Raw genomic sequence first — 17,675 nt, 5'->3', positions numbered from 1 at the left:
GCACTTGCGGATCCTTCTCTTAAAGCACTGAGTGACCAGGTGTATGAAAAAATGCGGGTGGGTATACGCTCGATAATTGAATCTCTCATTCAGCTGGATCTTGCGATACCTGACTTGAATGTGGACCTCGAAACCGCCCGGCTTCATTCCCTCATTGACGGACTAGCCCTGCACGCGGTCATTAGACCCGAGTACATGACTCCGGGCAGGCTCGAAGAACTGGTGGCCCAGCATCTTCAATCTCTTTGTAAGTCATAAGGAACAAAAAAAGAACAGCCTCTGAGTTGAACTCAAGGGCTGTTCTTTTTGTATAGGGAAATCTATCTTATGGATATTACTCAGCTGAACGTGCGCGCATATGAGGGAACAATAGGACATCCCGGATGGAGGCTGAATCTGTTAGCAGCATAACCAAACGGTCGATTCCGATCCCTAGTCCTCCTGTAGGCGGCATGCCGTATTCAAGGGCGCGAATGAAGTCATCGTCCATCTCATGGGCTTCGTCATTTCCTTGCTCGCGCTCCTTAAGCTGATCCTCGAACCGCTGACGCTGGTCAATAGGATCGTTAAGCTCTGTGAAGGCATTGGCATGCTCACGTGCAACAATGAACAATTCGAAACGGTCTGTGAAGCGAGGATCAGCTTCATTTCTCTTCGCCAAAGGCGAAATCTCAACAGGATGACCTGTAATAAAGGTAGGCTGGATCAGCGTCTCTTCCACAAAATGCTCAAAGAAGGCATTCAGGATATGGCCAAAGGTCATATGCTTCTCAACCGGAACTTTGTGCTCCCCCGCCAGGCGGTGCGCTTCTTCATTTGTCATTTGGACACTGAAGTCTACGCCCGTAACCTCTTTAACCGCATCCACCATGGATACCCGCCGCCATGCCGGACGAAGGTCAACTTCCTGACCTTGATATTGAATGGTCTGTGTTCCGAGCACCTCTTGAGCAATATGAGCTACCAGGTTCTCTGTCAGTGCCATGATATCTTTGTAGTCCGCATAGGCTTCATAAAGTTCGATCATAGTAAATTCAGGGTTATGTCTTGTGGAAATTCCCTCATTACGATATACCCGTCCAATCTCGTATACCTTCTCAAGCCCGCCAACAATCAGGCGCTTCAGGTGAAGTTCGATCGCGATCCGCATATACAGTTCCATATCAAGCGCGTTATGGTGCGTAATAAACGGACGTGCCGCAGCTCCGCCGGCAATGCTGTGAAGGGTTGGTGTCTCCACTTCAAGGTATCCCAGGGAATCCAGGTAACGGCGCATCGATTGGATAATGCGGGAACGCAGAATAAATGTCTGCTGAACCTCAGGATTGATGATCAGATCCACGTAACGCTGACGGTAACGAAGCTCAACGTCTTTCAAGCCATGATACTTGTCCGGAAGTGGATACAGGGACTTGCTCAGCACCTCAAGATCTTTCACTTTAATCGAGGTCTCTCCAGTCTTGGTCTTGAAGACCTCTCCGCTTACCCCTACGATGTCACCCAGATCAAGCAGATCAAAGGCCTCATACTTCACTTCAGGTACAGTATCTTTACGGACGTAAATCTGGATCTTGCCACTGAGGTCCTGGATATGGGCGAAGCTCGCTTTTCCCATGCCACGTTTGGCCATAATCCGGCCTGCAATACGGACTTCTACCGCTTGCTCCTCTAGCTCTTCCTTACTAAGCGAATCGTACTTCTGTAAAATGTCACCTGCGTTATGGGTACGCTCATACTTTTGACCAAATGGATCGATACCTAAAGCACGAAGCTCGTCCAATTTGTCGCGTCGAATTTGCAGCAGCTCGCTGACTTCTACTTCTTGATTTGAGATTTCCTCGCTCATTCGTCGTTCAACTCCCTTACAGACTGTGATGCCGTATGTACGGCTAACCGCTTAAATACAGTGAAAGAAGCTTCCTCAGGGAAGCTCCTCCGCCTTATTTCTTAATTTCCAAAATTTTATATTGAATAACGCCCGCAGGAACCGTTACATCCACTACTGTCCCAATCTGCTTGCCCAGAATAGCTCTGCCCACTGGACTCTCATTAGAAATCTTATTCTGAAGCGGATCGGATTCAGCCGAACCGACAATCGCGTATTCCATCGTATCTCCAAATTCCAGATCTTCCACAATCACAATCGAGCCGATGCTTACTGTGTCTGTATCAATCTCATCATTGTTGATAATACGGGCGTTACGCAGCATTTTCTCCAGGGTTATAATACGACCCTCAATAAAGGCCTGTTCATTCTTCGCGTCCTCATACTCCGAATTCTCACTAATATCACCATATCCGATAGCCACTTTAATCCGTTCAGCAACTTCACGCCGTTTCACGGATTTAAGGTTCTCCAGCTCTTCTTCAAGTCGTTTGAGACCGTCTTGGGTAAGAATAACTTCTTTATCGCTCATCAACCGATTCTCCTGTCATGGAAATAAATTTCGCTATATGGAATGAACTACACAGTCTATCTGTAGTTCATTCCAAATAATATCACGCATCATTTAGAGAATATCATATGCAATCTCACAGTGATGAGAACATCTCTGTGCTGGGAAGTTATCTCTTGAGGCGAATTTATACTGAGAAATTATAGGGTAAGCACCGCAAAATGTCAATGACATACAGGCCCTGAAATGAAAACGTTTTATTAGGCGGTTACCACATAATCGGCAGACTCGGTTCCAAGACTCATCACATAATCCTCCAGGATTCGAGCCACTTCATCACGCTTCGTCTCTTCCATGATCATGTCTTTCACTTGTGTGCCACCTTGCATCCCCTTCAGGTACCAGGCCAGGTGTTTGCGCATTTCCTTCACTGCTGTATTCTCACCCTTCAGGGCAACCAGACGGTCCATGTGAAGAATAGCAATTCGTATCTTCTCTTCCGGAGCCGGTTCAGGCGCAAGCTCTCCGCTCTTCAGATACTCAATCGTCCGGTACAGCATCCACGGGTTGCCGAGTGCACCCCGGCCGATCATGACTCCGTCACAGCCGGTCTCATCGAGCATGCGGCGGGCATCCTCAGGCGTATATACATCGCCGTTCCCAATCACGGGAATAGATACAGCTTCCTTGGCCATCTTAATATAACTCCAGTCCGCATAACCGGTGTAGAGCTGCTCACGGGTGCGCCCGTGAACGCTGATGGCCTTGCCCCCGGCAGCTTCCACAGCTTTGGCATTCTCTACAACGAAGATATGTTCAGAGTCCCAGCCGATTCTCATTTTGACCGTTACCGGCTTACTTACGGCATCCACAACAGCAGATACCATTTCGTAGATCTTGTTAGGCTCAAGCAGCCAGCGGGCGCCAGCATCACACTTCGTTACTTTGGGCACTGGGCAGCCCATATTAATATCGATAATATCTGCGTTCGTATCTTGATCGACGACTTTGGCAGCTTCCACAAGAGAAGCACGATCACCGCCAAAAATCTGCAAACTTAGAGGTTTCTCCCGATCATCGACAAACAGCATTTCTCTCGTGCGTTTATTCCCGTGAATAATCGCTTTATCGCTGACCATCTCCGCACAGACAAGGCCTGTCCCGAACTCCTTGGCAATCAGCCGGAAGGCCGGGTTGCATACGCCTGCCATTGGGGCAAGCACGACTTGGTTCTTCAATTCTATATCGCCAATTTTGAGCACGTCAGGTTCCCTCCTTTGTTGTATTGTTATCGAAAGGCTTAATCTCCGATACGGAAATGCCCAGAACTTTAGCAATAGTGTCAATGACTTTATCTTCGGCACGGCGGTTCCCCCGCTCGATAGCTCCCAAGACGGCAAGGGATATACCTGTCTCTTCAGCCAGCTGCTGCTGGGTGTACCCCTTTAGCTTGCGGAATGCCCGGATGCGGTGTGCCAGCTGCATTTCTTCCAAAAACGGACGCCTTCTTTCCCGCCCCCTGTGTCTAATGCTGATTGTACAAATGGATACAGATCCGTGTGATCATCCTCTGGAACGATCTCGGCCAGCGGAACAAGCACAAAGGCGCGTTCCTGCATCCGGGGATGGGGAAGGGTCAGCTGGGGCGTGTCTAGGGTTCTTCCTTCCATCCAGAGCAAATCCAAATCTACTGTCCGCGGCCCCCAGTGGATATGCCGCTCGCGTCCAAGCTCGAGTTCAATCTGCAGCATGGCCGTTAGCAGCTCCTCTGGTTCCAGCGCAGTGCGCAGAGCAAGAGCCATATTGATAAAATTAGGCTGATCCACGTAGCCCACCGGATCGGTCTCATAAAGACTTGAACAGCGGAGCACCGTAATCGAGGGGTGCTGATTCAGGCGGTCAATAGCTTCGAGCAGCGTCGCTTCCCGCTCACCCAAATTAGCCCCTAAAGCAATATAAGCCTCTGATCCTTCAGAGGGAAAATGTGAAGTCATAGCAGGTTCTCACTTTCTTGATCTTACCAGTTCCACGGTAACGCCCTCGAAATGAATATCAAAAGGCGGATGAGGCTTGGTAACCTTAACTGTTAATTCATGTATAACAGTATAAGTGGCGAGTATCTCGGATGCAATACACTCAGCAAGAGCTTCGATTAGTTTGAAGCTTCGGCCTTCTACGATTTTTTTGACCAGACCATGCACTTCGGCATAGTTTACCGTCTGGGTTAAATCGTCATGAATGCCGGCCTGATGCAGATCTAGCCGCAGCTCAAGGTCTATATAGAAGCGCTGACCCAGCTTGCGTTCCTCTTCAAATACACCGTGAAAGCCGTAATATTCCATACGAGTCAAAGTCATTTTATCCATTATTATCATGCCTCTCCATCAAGTTCAGTGTTGTGCCCTGGGCTGTACATTACGGCATCACACATGTCTATGGTACGTTTTAGGGGTGCGATATCGTGCACCCGAATAATCTGGCAGCCTTGGGCGATGCCCAGTGCAGCTGTTGCAGCCGTCCCCTCGATTACGTCATCAGCTGGCAGATCCAGCGTGGTTCGAATGAACTTTTTGCGAGAGGTGGCAAGCAGTACGGGGAATCCCATCTCCGTTAAGCGGTCCAGAGAACGCATGATGCGCAAATTCTCATCGTGGTCCTTGGCAAAGCCAACACCCGGATCGAGAATAATATTCTCTGTCGCAACGCCCGCGCGGACTGCGATATCGATACTCTCCTGAAGGTCGTGTACAATATCCTCGATATAACTGCTGTAATTCCGGTCATGCCGGTTATGCATCAGGATGATTGGACATCCAAATTCGGCGGCAACGCAGGCCATCTGCGGGTCGGCCTTGGCCCCCCATATATCGTTGATAATATGCGCCCCTGCCAGAAGAGCTTGCCTGGCCACCTCTGCTTTGTACGTATCAATGGAAAGTACGATGTGCGGCGCCGCCTGGTGAATCGCCTTAATCACAGGAATCACCCTGTTCAGTTCTTCTTCCTGGCTTACCGGCTCATGACCCGGACGAGTCGACTCCCCGCCAATATCAATGATATCCGCGCCGTCCGCTACCATTTGAAGGGCGTGACTTACCGCTGCATCAGGGTCTATATATTTCCCCCCATCCGAGAACGAATCGGGAGTTACATTCAAAATTCCCATGATCAAGGTTCTGTGTCCAAGCGTTAGGGTAGTCTCTCCACAGCGGTAGCTGCGGTCATAGAACTTAGGTCTCACGCCAAATTCCTCGCTTTCTTCCGGTAAGCTTGCAATAGCATAGCTGTTACTTCTCCGCACCGGCCAGGTCCCACAGTCTTCCGCCTATCTTCCGAGTCAATTAGAGCAGGGACAGGTACTAACTCCTGAATCGAATTGGTTGTAAAAATCTCATCCGCACTCAGAAGCTCTTCCCATGTGTAAAAGCCCTCTTCGCACGCCAATCCCAGTTCACCTGCAGCTTCAATTACACAGCTTCTCGTAATCCCGGGCAGGATCCCGGTCTGGACAGCAGGGGTATACAGCAACCCGTCCTTCACAAAAAACAGGTTGCTCACGATCCCTTCCGAAAGATACCCCTCCGCTGTTAAAAGAAGCCCCTCCACCGGCCCGGCCCCCAGCTTACTGCTGGCCGTCAATTCTCTCTTAGCTAATATATTATTCATATAATGCAGTGATTTTAAACGAACGGCTCCTTCCGGCGTATTCCGCCGGGTGTGCAGTAATCTAAGCGGCCTTCCTTCCGTATAGAGCGAAGCCGGGGGTTCCGGAAGCGGCTTAACATAAATAATTTCCTGCGGTGAACTATAATCACCCACCGGGAGACCTAAATCGCCTTCCCCTGCCGTTAGCGTATAGCGAATATAAGCTTCAGTTAGATTAGATGCAGCAAGCAGCTCGGAAATATGGTTCATCAACTTATCTAGATTAGGTTGATAATAAATACCCAGTGACTCACAGCCGGCAGTAAGACGATCCAAATGGCGAAGCAGCAGCGAAGGAACTCCGTTATAGGTCCGAAACGTCTCGAACAGACCGAGTCCGTACATAAAGCCGTGATCCATAACGGATATCACGGCTTTATCTGCTGGTACAACTCTTCCACCTATTCCGATGAAATTCAAGCTCTGGCTCCCGCCTTGCGGCTGAGGAAGTTGCGCAGAATTTGGTGGCCATGATCGGTAATAATGGACTCGGGGTGGAACTGAACACCTTCCACATCGTATTCTTTGTGGCGAAGTCCCATAATCTCGCCTTCCTCGGTCTCGGCTGTAATCTCGAGGCAATCGGGCAGCGTATCCCGTTCAACAAGCAGCGAGTGATAGCGAGTCGCAGTGAATGGTGTTGGAAGACCTTCAAATACCGAGGCGCCCTGGTGGCGAATCGGTGAGGTTTTGCCATGCATCAGACGTTCAGCCCGAATCACATTGCCTCCAAAAGCCTGGCCAATAGCCTGGTGACCCAGACATACGCCAAAGATCGGAATAATTCCTTTGAAATTCTCGATGACCTCTAAGCTAATGCCGGCCTCGTTGGGCGTGCAGGGACCTGGGGATATGAGGATATGGTCTGGAGCAAGCTGCCTGATTCCTTCAATATCAATCTCATCATTACGCCGAACGGTAACCTCTTCTCCAAGCTCGCCAAGATACTGTACTAGGTTATAAGTGAACGAATCGTAGTTATCGATAACTAAAATCATGTCAACATCTCCTGTCCTCGGTTGATTTGGGCAGCCTCTTCACTAAGCTCCACGGCAAGTGCCATGGCACGGGCCTTATTATGACATTCTCTATACTCACGGTATGGCTCCGAGTCGATTACAATCCCTGCTCCGGTCTGAATGTAACCGACCTTGTCTTTAACTACTAACGTCCTGATAATAATGTTTAATTCCATATTACCACGATAGTCAATCCAGCCCATGGACCCGGTATAAGGCCCTCGCGTTACAGGCTCAAGCTCTTCAATAATCTCCATTGTCCGTACCTTGGGTGCGCCGGTGATTGTTCCCCCCGGGAACTTGGCAGCAATAACATCATATAAGGTTCGTCCTGAAGCCAGCTGACCCTTCACCTCGGAGACCAAGTGCATGACGTGCGAGTAATACTCGACGGCAAGCAGTTCGCTCACCTTCACCGATCCATAGGCCGCTACCCGGCCAAGGTCATTACGTTCCAGGTCAACCAGCATGATGTGTTCGGCCCGCTCCTTCTCGCTGCAGCGGAGCTCTTCCGCCATACGACAGTCTTCCTCGGCCGTTCTACCCCGCCGCCTTGTTCCGGCGATGGGCCTTGCACTCATCTCTCCCTGTTCCAGCTTCACAAGCAGCTCCGGGGAACCGGACACGAGCTGGTATTCCGGGAACCGGAGCAGACCCATGTATGGCGAGGGATTCAAATGCCGCAGCCATTCATAGATCTCTTCCGGCGTGGAGCTGAGATTGCGCTGCTGACGTAATGACAGATTCACTTGGAACACGTCCCCGGCTGAGATGTACTGCTGGATCCGGGTAACCGCCTTCTCGAAGTCTTTTTGCTCAAAAGAGGTGGTTAATCCGCTCTCCGGCCACTGCCCTGCCTCCTGGACCTGCCGTGTTCTCGCTTTCCGGCGCTGAATCTCTTGCGCCGCTTCATCTGATTGTCCCCAGCTCATGATGCTCTTCCACTGCTCACCCATCTTCGCCGCACGCTGGCAGGCATCCTCGTATAAAGTGGCTAGCAGGTCCTGTTGCATATCACCCTTAGTCGCCTGGACTCCATCAAGCGGAAGATGAACAACGGCGTAGACCGCCTGCTCCTCGTGGTCTACAATCCACAGCTCATTCATCCGCATCCAGACGTAATCGTCCAGCAGCAGATCATCCTTCGCCTTACTAGGCAAATTCTCTAAGGAGCGGGCAACATCATAACCCAGGAACCCGACACAGCCCCCGCTAAATTTGGGCAAGCCCTCCAAAGCTGGTGCTCTATAAGGTTCCATCCACTGCTCGATCAACTTCAGAGGGGCGCCGTGAAGGCGACTACTCTCCCCTGTAGTCAGGTCACTAACCTCCGCCTGACTGCCTTTACCGCGGATTACCGAAACAGGGTTCAACCCGAGAAATGTAAATCTGCCGTCCTTGCCGCTTTCCAGCACGAAGGAATAAGGGGAGGCGTATTCCCATGCACGCATCCAGGAAAGGGGCAGGGCCTTCCCCTCGCTGATTCGCACAGCCAGTGGAAGCAGGGTATATGCTTCGCGAGCCCACTGCTGCCACTGCTTCCATGCCGTTAATACTTTCATCCACCTTCAACCTCCTGCTCAAAAGCCTGTCTATTGTTTGCTAGTATACTAAAGGTTCCATTCCGATGAAAGCCCCAATCTTGTGCTGTCTACGATAAGCTTAGGCTGAATATAGAGAATCGGCCCCCATAAACTCCACTCAGGAATTCATAGGGGCCGATTCAATCTTGTTATATTAAAAGTCTAACTTAGCGTCTTAACCTTCGAAGTTATAAAGTGGTGTGCTCAGGTAACGCTCGCCATTACTTGGAATGACTACAACTACACGTTTGCCTTTGCCAAGCTCTTTAGCTACCTTCAGAGCAGCCAGAACTGCTGCACCAGAGGAAATACCGGAAAGGATGCCTTCTTCTTTGGCTACTTTGCGAGCCTGTTCGAAAGCTTCTTCGTTCTCGATATGAATGATTTCATCATAAATCTCACGATTCAGAATTTCCGGGATGAAGTTCGCACCCAGACCCTGGATCTTGTGAGGACCTGGCTTGCCGCCGGCCAAGATTGGGGAAGCCGCTGGCTCAACAGCTACAATTTTGATATCAGGGAAGCGATTCTTCAGGACTTCACCCGCACCAGAGATCGTTCCGCCTGTACCGATACCAGCCACGAATGCATCCAGCTTGCCGTCCAGGGACTCGATCGCTTCTACAATTTCAGGACCTGTAGTCTCACGGTGAATCTTCACGTTAGCCTGGTTTCTGAACTGATCTGCGAGGAAATAGTCAGGGTTAGCTGCCAGAATTTCTTCTGCTTTCTTCACGGCTCCGTTCATGCCCTCTGCTCCTGGAGTCAGTACCAGCTCTGCGCCGTATGCACGAAGCAGGTTGCGACGCTCAATACTCATCGTCTCAGGCATAACGATAACCGCCTTGTATCCTTTAGCAGCCGCTACTAGAGCAAGACCGATACCGGTGTTGCCGCTTGTAGCTTCAATGATTGTGCCGCCTGGCTTGAGCTTACCTTGCTTCTCAGCTTCTTCCACAATGCTGATCGCGATACGGTCTTTGACGCTTGAACCCGGGTTCTGGTACTCAAGCTTTGCATAAATTTCTGCGCTGTCTTCCGGTACAATGCGCTGCAAACGTACCAAAGGTGTTCCGCCAATTAGTTCTGTTACATTATTTACGACTTTTGCCATGATATAAACCCTCCCCTGATTAGTAACCCATTGCATGAAAAAAAGTATGATGGTACTTAAGCTGTATATAGCACAAGCTCAGGAGTTCTAATGAATCATTAGATCCTGGCTGTTATGATATCCGAGTAATTAAGTAGGTTTTTGATAGTCTTATCTTATCAATACCTACGGGGAGTTGTCAATAATGGACGACAAAAATACTTTGCTATCCGTGTCAAAAGTCTGAACCTGCACAGCAAAGTATTTTATCTCGTATTATTTACTTTTCGCCTGTTCCAGCAGCTCCCGAAGTTCCTCACGCTGGAATACATAGGATTCCCTGCAGAAGTCACATACCACTTCGGTCTGTTCATCTTCTTCTATAAGCTGATTCAGCTCACTTTCTCCTAAGCTGATCAAAGTCTTCTCCACACGTTCACGGGAACAGGTGCATGCGAAGGTAATGTCCATTTCATCCAGAACTCTCACGTCCGGAATAACCCACTTCAGCATTTCTTCCAGCTCCAGGCCTTGATCCAGCAAAGAGGTAACCGGTGGAAGCATACCAATCGCTTGTTCGATGGCTGCGATCTCCTTATCCTCCAGACCAGGGAGAAGCTGAATAATAAAGCCCCCGGCTACAATGACCGAGGAATCGCTATCTACCAGCACACCCAACCCTACAGCAGATGGGGTCTGCTCCGATACCGCGAAGTAATAAGTGAAATCTTCCCCCAGCTCACCGGAGATAATAGGCACACTGCCCCGGTAAGGTTCCTTGAGCCCCAGATCTTTGATGACATGGATAAAACCGCTTGTTCCCACGGCTCCGGCCACATCGAGCTTGCCTAGGCTATTGCTGGGAAGATGCACATGCGGATCATTCACATACCCGCGGACTTCTCCATTGGCGTTCGCATCGACTACAATTTGTCCAAGGGGACCGTCACCCTTAACCTGAACCGTTAACTTCTCATTGCCTTTCATCATCGAACCCATCATGGCTGCGGCCGTAAGCGTACGCCCAAGGGCGGCCGTTGCAGTCGGATAAGTGTCATGCCGGCGGCGCAGCTCGTCTACAAGCTGTGTTGTTCTTACAGCAAAGGCACGCACTTTCCCATCCATTGCCGTTCCTCTTATCAAACGATCCTTCTCTTGGCTCATATTCGTTACGCCTCCTCAAAGTTCTCAGATGTTCCAGCTTAGTATAAGGATGCCTGGCTTCTTAATTGCTCAAATAGATAAGTATCGCATTAACAATTGCGTTCGTAGATCAACCTTAACCCTTCCAAGGTGAGAAGAGGATTCACCTCTTCAATGCTGCTTGTCTCGCTGGCAATCAGCTCAGCCAAGCCGCCAGTAGCCACCACTTTGGGCTTCGCATTCATTTCTCTGCCGATCCTATCCACTATACCATCAACCTGACCCGCATATCCAAAAATAATGCCCGCCTGCATAGCGTGGATCGTATTGCGCCCAATTACCTTCTTCGGCTTCTCAAGCTCGATCCTCGGTAGCTTTGAAGCTCGCTGATAGAGGGCTTCCGTTGCAATTCCAATGCCGGGTACAATAGCACCGCCCAAATAATTGCCTTTATCATCTATACAATCAAAAGTTGTCGCCGTGCCGAAGTCAACCACCACCAAAGGACCGCCGCCATAAAGCTCTACAGCAGCCACCGCATTGACAATTCGGTCAGCTCCGACCTCGCGCGGATTCTCATATCGCAGATTAAGTCCTGTCTTGATGCCAGGACCTACGATCAGCGGAGCTTTCTTCAAATACGTCTCACACATTTGCTCAAGTACATGCATTAGAGGTGGAACAACGGAGGATATAATGACGCCCTCTATATCCCGTATATCAATATGCGACATTCTAAACAGATTATGTATTAAAACGCCGTATTCGTCTCCTGTAGACTGCCGATTGGTCCCCAAACGGAAATGGTGCAGCAGCTCACGGTTCTTGTAGATCCCGAGCACGATGTTCGTATTGCCCACGTCAACCACAAGGATCATGGCTCTCACCTCACTTTCTTGTCATTCAGATCCAGACTGATGTCCAGACTTTCGAAGGAGTAGGTTAGTCTGCCTACAGATATGACATCTACTCCACATTCGGCTATACCCCTTATTGTATCCAGCGACACATTCCCAGAAGCTTCTACCGTCACATGGGGCGCCGCCGATTTAATCCGCTGAACCGCTTGCTTCATTAATTCAGGCTTCATATTGTCGAGCATAATAATGTCTGCTCCCGCTGCCAGAGCCTCTTCGACCTGCTCCATATTCTCGGTCTCGACTTCAACGGTCATCGTGTGCGGGATATTCGCCCGCGCCCTGCTGACCGCCTGTGCGATACCGCCTGCTCCCTTAATATGATTATCCTTAATCATAACCGCATCATACAGGCCGAATCGGTGATTGGCCCCTCCTCCCATGCGTACCGCGTACTTCTCTAACACACGGTGGCCTGGAGTTGTTTTGCGCGTATCAACCAGTCTCACATCAAGGCCTTCCAAGGCATCTACATACGTACGCGTACGTGTAGCAATTCCGGAGAGGCGCTGCAACAAGTTCAGAGCCAGACGTTCGCCGGTGAGGATGCTGTGCGTGCTTCCCTCCACCTCAATCAAGACGTCACCCTTGGCAGCATACTGTCCTTCCTCGGCATGCGCCTTGAAAGAAAGCATGGGATCGACCACTTCAAACACCAGCTGCGCTACGGGAATTCCGGCTATAATTCCGTTATCTTTAGCATGGATAATTCCCTTGGATTCATGTCCAAATGGTATAGTCACCGATGTGGTCACGTCACCGGACCCAACGTCTTCTTTCAGCCAGCCACGTATAGATTCTATAAGGCCTTCATTATATCCATTAAATATCATCGATTGCAGCCTCCAACATTCCTTTTTCGCGATGGCGGACAATTCGCTTCAGCCAGTCCAGATCTCTGCGTTCCGGATAATCCTCCCGGTAATGTCCCCCCCGGCTTTCTTGACGAGCCAGTGCAGATTCCGTTACGAGAAGGGCACAGGTCAGCATATTCGCATACTCCAGTTCCTCACTCCGCCGCAGTTCATATCCAAAAATATCTGTCTGCTGCTGCAGCTCCTGAAGACCTTTCTTAAGCAAATCCTCATCCCGTCTGACTCCCACATGCCGAACCATGATCTTCTGCAGCTTCAGCTTCCGCTCACTGATCTTAGAAGGGTATACGCCAGTTCGTTGTTCATGATTGGAGATATGCCTCCAATCTGCCTTCAAGGGAGTGAGCTTGCGGATCTGTTCCACAATCCGGCGGCCGAATACAATCGCTTCCGTCAGTGAATTGCTGGCTAACCGGTTAGCTCCGTGGATTCCTGTTGAAGATACTTCGCCACAGGCATACAGCCGTGCAATCGTAGTCTCCCCCTGCAGGTTCGTCTGAACCCCGCCCATCATATAATGTGCAGCCGGAGCGACCGGAATCCAGTCGCTGGTAATATCCAGCCCATACCGGATACAAGTCTCATAGATGGTTGGGAAACGGTTCCTCACCGTCTCTGGGAGCTCATGTGTGATATCTAAATATACAAACGTCGACTTTGTAGCTTCCATCTCACTTACGATCGCCCGGGCCACGATATCCCGGGGTGCAAGCTCCAGCTGGGCATGATACTTCTCCATGAATCGCTCACCATGGATATTACGAAGTATCGCACCTTCTCCTCTTACCGCTTCCGAGATTAGAAATCGCGGAGCTCCGGAATAACTTAGTGCCGTAGGATGAAATTGAATGAATTCCATATCCCGGATATGAGCGCCAGCCCGGTAAGCAATCGCTACCCCATCCCCGGTAGCTACTTCTGGATTGGTTGTGTATCGATAAAGCTGACCTGCCCCGCCGCTGCACAAAATTGTCGCATCCGCACGCAGGAACAGCCGCTTCCCATCCGGTCCCTGAAGCAACGCGCCCTGGCATTCTTCCATTTCCGTAATGAGGTCAATGACATAATGATATTCTAGAATCTCGATATTCTCAATCTCACGGACCTTCTGAGCAAGAGCCCGTACAATCTCATATCCTGTAGCATCTCCATTTGCATGAAGAATACGCCGATGGCTGTGGGCAGCCTCCTGGGTCAGTGCTAATTCACCGTTCTCCTGGTCAAAAGCAGCCCCCATCCGTATAAGGTCTCTTACGCCTTCGGAGCCTTCATGGACAAGCACATCTACCGCCGACCGCAAACAGAAGTCCGCCCCTGCAAAAAGAGTATCATCCCGGTGAGACTCAGGTGAGTCCTCCTCCGAGATCACGGCCGCAATTCCTCCCTGCGCATATCTCGTATTGCTTTCCATTAAGCCCTGCTTCGTAATCATGACGACCCGCCGGTCTTCACTAGCTTTAATGGCTGCGAATAGACCCGCGATTCCCGTACCAATCACAATGACGTCTGTCTCGCGCACCGGAACTTCTCCAAGATCAAAATCCACTAAGTATTTAGGTATCATTTCATTTCACCTGTCTTTAGGGCAAGAGAGTAGCGCATGCTACTTAACCTGTAACATGCGCTCTAGGGATGCTCTAGCTTTGTCCGCCACAGCCGGTGGAACATACACTTGCGGCTGCATGGTCTCCAGACATTTGACCAGCTTCTTCAGATTATTTACTTTCATATTCGGACATACGAGAAATTTGGTAGCAAAAAAGAATTCCTTATCCGGACTATCCAATCTAAGCTGATAACCTGTACCGTCTTCGGTCCCCACGATGAATTGCTTACAGTCAGACTGCTTGCAATAATCAAGAATAGCTGTCGTGCTGCCTACAAAGTCCCCCATCTCAACAACCTCTGGGCGGCACTCCGGATGAACCACGAACTGAGCCTCCGGGTATTTGGCCTTCATCTCAACTACATCTTTAACTGTCAGCATATCATGGGTGTTGCAGTACCCTTCCCAGATAATCATTTTCTTATCGGTATGCTGCTGAACATAAGAGCCCAGGTTCTTATCCGGAACCCAAATAATTTCGTCTGCATCTACAGAATTAATCACTTTCACGGCATTTGAAGAAGTACAGCAAATATCAGTCTCCGCCTTGATTTCGGCAGATGAATTAATATAAGTAACGACCTTGGCATTCGGATGCTCGGCCTTCACCTTCCGCAAGCCGTCCACATTTACCATATCAGCCATCGGACAGCCTGCCCGCTCGTCAGGAATAAGGACTGTCTTGTTCGGAGCCAGAATCTTGGCACTTTCCCCCATGAAGTGAACTCCGCAGAATACAATTACCTCAGCATCGGTCTGTGCCGCTTTTTGTGCCAGCAAAAAAGAGTCTCCACGAAAATCAGCAACTTCCTGAATCTCATCCCTTTGATAGTAATGCGCTAAAATAATGGCGTTTCTTTCCTTCTTAAGCTGTGCAAGCCGCTCCCGAAGTTCGCGGTTCTGCTCTGCTTTGCGTTCCAAAGCTAATGCCTCCACCCGACATCCTCCCCTGTATCTTACAGCAATATGGATTAAAATGAGTCTCTCAAACCCGGTCTCTGTATCTATCCGGATATCCCAAAAACTTTGTGCATTGTTTAACAATTAATTTACACAACGTGAGTTCTGCTGTCAATCTGCTGCAATCCGCAAAAAAACCGGAAAACACCAAGTGTTTTCCGGTTTGCTGGTCGATTGCTCCATATATACCTTTGTTGGTAATTATAAGGAGTCGCTTAGTTATAGCGGTGTGCTGCCACCATTTCCGCTTCTATCTTGATCCTTCGGCTGCGGTGATGTTGCAGGGGCATCCTTCACGGTTCCCTCGGGAGTATCCACCGGATGATCTCCGCGGATATCATTCGCCGAGCTTCCTGGAACGTCATTCGGGATATCTCCGCCTGGAACTTGCGGCTGAGCTTCCTCGTCTCTAGCTTGAATGCGAACATTCACATCTCCAATGGTATCTACAATCGGAGAGCCAGATTCCGAGGACCCGCTTCCGTCTCCATCCGGATCCGGTGTAAGCTTGCCTGTCTCGATCAACTGTTTGATTTGATCCAGTTCGAGTGTCTCCACCTCAAGGAGTGTTTCAGCAATGAGATGAACCTCTTTGGAATACTTCATCAACAGCTGCTTACAGCGTTCATAGCTTTCATTAATGAAGCGCTGCATTTCCTGATCGATTTCATAAGCAATCGCATCACTATAGTTCTGCTCGTGCCCAATATCGCGGCCTAAGAACACTTGGCCTTGGGAAGTCCCGAACTGCATTGGACCGAGCTTCTCACTCATACCATATTCCACAATCATACTGCGGACAATGCTGGTAGCCTGCTGGAAGTCACTGTAAGCTCCGGTACCGATTTCACCGATGAACAGTTCCTCGGATACACGTCCTCCGAGGAGACCGGTAACTTTATCAAGCAGCTCCTGCTTGGTGACCAGCATGCGGTCTTCCTTAGGCATCATAATTACATACCCGCCGGCACGGCCACGCGGAATAATGGTAACCTTGTGAACCATGTCTGCATGCTCTAGGAAGTAACCCACAATCGTATGACCCGCTTCGTGGAACGCCACAATACGCTTCTCACGGTCGCTGACCACGCGGCTGCGCTTCTCCGTACCTACGATAACACGGTCGATTGCTTCATCTACCTCGCGCATGGAGATATCCTTGCGGTTGCGGCGTGCAGCAAGCAGGGCCGCTTCGTTAAGCAGGTTCTCCAGGTCTGCACCTGTGAATCCCGTGGTACGCTTAGCAATAACATCCAGGCGAACATCCTTGGTCAAAGGCTTGTTACGCGCATGTACCTTAAGTACAGCTTCACGGCCTTTCACATCTGGGCGGTCAACCGTAATCTGACGGTCGAAACGTCCCGGACGAAGGAGCGCCGGATCAAGAATATCGGCACGGTTCGTTGCGGCTACGATGATAATTCCTTCGTTGCCTCCGAAGCCGTCCATTTCTACGAGCAATTGGTTGAGCGTCTGCTCACGTTCGTCATGTCCGCCGCCGAGTCCGGCACCGCGCTGACGACCAACCGCATCAATCTCATCAATGAAGATGATACAAGGGGCATTCTTCTTCGCATTCTCGAACAAGTCACGGACACGGGATGCGCCGACACCGACGAACATTTCCACAAAGTCCGAACCTGAAATACTGAAGAAAGGAACGCCTGCTTCACCGGCTACTGCACGGGCAAGCAAGGTTTTACCTGTACCTGGAGGGCCCACCAGGAGCACCCCTTTAGGAATACGGGCACCAACAGCCGCGAATTTGCGGGGATCCTTCAAGAACTCAACGACTTCTACGAGCTCCTGCTTCTCCTCATCGGCACCGGCTACATCTTCAAAGGTAACCTTCTTCTTCTCTTCATTATATAACCGGGCACGGCTCTTGCCGAAGTTCATTACCTTACCGCCGCCGCCTTGAGCCTGGTTGAAGAGGAAGAAGAACAGAATGAACATAATCGCGAGTGGAACAATGGAGGTCAGGAGTGTGAGCCAAATGCTGTCGCCCTCCATCTTGCTCCAGGACAAGTGCACGTTGTTCTTCTCGCTGTAAGCGGTAAGCTCAGTTACCACATTTGTATCATATGGAACATAGGTCTGAAAGCTTTCTTTATTATCAGCTTTCGCCTTGTCCCTGTATTTACCTTTTACCAGATAGGCGTAACCATCGAATTGACCTGTCATTTCCTTGACATTATTCGCCTGAAGCTGCTGGCGCAATTGGTCATATCTAGGGGTGTCGGCCGCCTCGCCCCCACCGCTGAGGAATTGGACGATGCCCACCACGACTAAGAAAAGAATTAAATAAAAACCAGAATTCCGGATGAACCGATTCATCCCCTACCTCCTCTCAAAACACTTAAGTTATTTTACCATAG

The 17,675-nt window shown here is 50.0% G+C and carries 18 protein-coding genes (1 of these 18 running past the window's edge); 1 reads left to right on the top strand and 17 read right to left on the bottom strand.

What is annotated here, in order from left to right:
• Positions 1 to 258 carry the 3' portion of a TetR/AcrR family transcriptional regulator gene (locus tag ACEN86_RS00320; protein WP_495632435.1) on the top strand. 360 nt of this gene lie to the left of the window's left edge, so only the last 258 of its 618 coding nucleotides appear in the window; its start codon lies off the left edge, out of view; it ends in the stop codon at positions 256 to 258.
• 76 nt (positions 259 to 334) lie between these two features.
• On the opposite strand, the gene lysS is transcribed toward ACEN86_RS00320, so the two are convergent.
• From lysS to ftsH, 17 genes are all read right to left on the bottom strand, one after another.
• Positions 335 to 1,846, bottom strand: a complete 1,512-nt coding sequence (gene lysS / locus ACEN86_RS00315; protein ID WP_495632434.1) for a lysine--tRNA ligase — start codon at positions 1,844 to 1,846, stop codon at positions 335 to 337.
• A gap of 94 nt (positions 1,847 to 1,940) precedes the next feature.
• Positions 1,941 to 2,417, bottom strand: coding sequence for a transcription elongation factor GreA (gene greA / locus ACEN86_RS00310; RefSeq protein WP_127201082.1), 477 nt, complete (start codon positions 2,415 to 2,417; stop codon positions 1,941 to 1,943).
• A 239-nt stretch (positions 2,418 to 2,656) separates the two neighbouring features.
• Positions 2,657 to 3,658, bottom strand: a complete 1,002-nt coding sequence (gene dusB / locus ACEN86_RS00305) for a tRNA dihydrouridine synthase DusB (protein ID WP_495632433.1) — start codon at positions 3,656 to 3,658, stop codon at positions 2,657 to 2,659.
• A gap of 1 nt (position 3,659) precedes the next feature.
• Positions 3,660 to 3,890: a helix-turn-helix domain-containing protein gene (locus ACEN86_RS00300; RefSeq protein ID WP_495632432.1), complete on the bottom strand. Its 231-nt coding sequence runs from the start codon at positions 3,888 to 3,890 to the stop codon at positions 3,660 to 3,662.
• Positions 3,842 to 4,390: a 2-amino-4-hydroxy-6-hydroxymethyldihydropteridine diphosphokinase gene (gene folK / locus ACEN86_RS00295; protein ID WP_495632431.1), complete on the bottom strand. Its 549-nt coding sequence runs from the start codon at positions 4,388 to 4,390 to the stop codon at positions 3,842 to 3,844. Before folK ends, ACEN86_RS00300 begins: the two co-directional genes overlap by 49 nt.
• Before the next feature lie 9 nt (positions 4,391 to 4,399).
• Positions 4,400 to 4,762 (bottom strand): dihydroneopterin aldolase, encoded by a 363-nt coding sequence (folB, locus tag ACEN86_RS00290; RefSeq protein ID WP_495632430.1) that lies wholly within the window; start codon positions 4,760 to 4,762, stop codon positions 4,400 to 4,402.
• A 5-nt stretch (positions 4,763 to 4,767) separates the two neighbouring features.
• The gene (gene folP / locus ACEN86_RS00285; protein WP_495632429.1) at positions 4,768 to 5,637 is read right to left on the bottom strand and encodes a dihydropteroate synthase; all 870 of its coding nucleotides are present in this window, start codon (positions 5,635 to 5,637) and stop codon (positions 4,768 to 4,770) included.
• The gene (gene pabC, locus ACEN86_RS00280) at positions 5,634 to 6,521 is read right to left on the bottom strand and encodes an aminodeoxychorismate lyase (protein ID WP_495632428.1); all 888 of its coding nucleotides are present in this window, start codon (positions 6,519 to 6,521) and stop codon (positions 5,634 to 5,636) included. Before pabC ends, folP begins: the two co-directional genes overlap by 4 nt.
• Positions 6,518 to 7,099 carry an aminodeoxychorismate/anthranilate synthase component II gene (gene pabA, locus ACEN86_RS00275; protein WP_495632427.1) on the bottom strand — a complete coding sequence of 194 codons (582 nt, stop codon included), beginning with the start codon at positions 7,097 to 7,099 and terminating at the stop codon, positions 6,518 to 6,520. Before pabA ends, pabC begins: the two co-directional genes overlap by 4 nt.
• Entirely contained in the window at positions 7,096 to 8,682 is a 1,587-nt protein-coding gene (locus ACEN86_RS00270) for an anthranilate synthase component I family protein (protein ID WP_495632426.1), read from the bottom strand. The genes pabA and ACEN86_RS00270 overlap by 4 nt, the downstream gene beginning before the upstream one ends.
• Positions 8,683 to 8,878: 196 nt before the next feature.
• Entirely contained in the window at positions 8,879 to 9,817 is a 939-nt protein-coding gene (gene cysK, locus ACEN86_RS00265; protein ID WP_495632425.1) for a cysteine synthase A, read from the bottom strand.
• 255 nt (positions 9,818 to 10,072) lie between these two features.
• Positions 10,073 to 10,960, bottom strand: coding sequence for an Hsp33 family molecular chaperone HslO (gene hslO / locus ACEN86_RS00260; protein WP_495632424.1), 888 nt, complete (start codon positions 10,958 to 10,960; stop codon positions 10,073 to 10,075).
• Between the two features lie 89 nt (positions 10,961 to 11,049).
• Positions 11,050 to 11,817: a type III pantothenate kinase gene (locus ACEN86_RS00255; protein WP_495632423.1), complete on the bottom strand. Its 768-nt coding sequence runs from the start codon at positions 11,815 to 11,817 to the stop codon at positions 11,050 to 11,052.
• Between the two features lie 5 nt (positions 11,818 to 11,822).
• Positions 11,823 to 12,689, bottom strand: coding sequence for a carboxylating nicotinate-nucleotide diphosphorylase (nadC, locus tag ACEN86_RS00250; RefSeq protein ID WP_495632422.1), 867 nt, complete (start codon positions 12,687 to 12,689; stop codon positions 11,823 to 11,825).
• A complete protein-coding gene (gene nadB, locus ACEN86_RS00245; RefSeq protein WP_495632421.1) occupies positions 12,679 to 14,295 on the bottom strand; it encodes an L-aspartate oxidase in 1,617 nt (538 codons plus the stop codon). The genes nadC and nadB overlap by 11 nt, the downstream gene beginning before the upstream one ends.
• Before the next feature lie 39 nt (positions 14,296 to 14,334).
• Positions 14,335 to 15,273: a quinolinate synthase NadA gene (gene nadA, locus ACEN86_RS00240; RefSeq protein WP_495632420.1), complete on the bottom strand. Its 939-nt coding sequence runs from the start codon at positions 15,271 to 15,273 to the stop codon at positions 14,335 to 14,337.
• A gap of 243 nt (positions 15,274 to 15,516) precedes the next feature.
• A complete protein-coding gene (gene ftsH / locus ACEN86_RS00235; protein ID WP_495632419.1) occupies positions 15,517 to 17,634 on the bottom strand; it encodes an ATP-dependent zinc metalloprotease FtsH in 2,118 nt (705 codons plus the stop codon).
• Positions 17,635 to 17,675 lie beyond the last annotated feature (41 nt).

This window comes from Paenibacillus sp. Paensp111 (genome assembly GCF_059492195.1).
The sequence above is the reverse complement of the archived record's forward strand: the minus strand, read 5'-3'. Positions and strand labels throughout refer to the sequence as shown.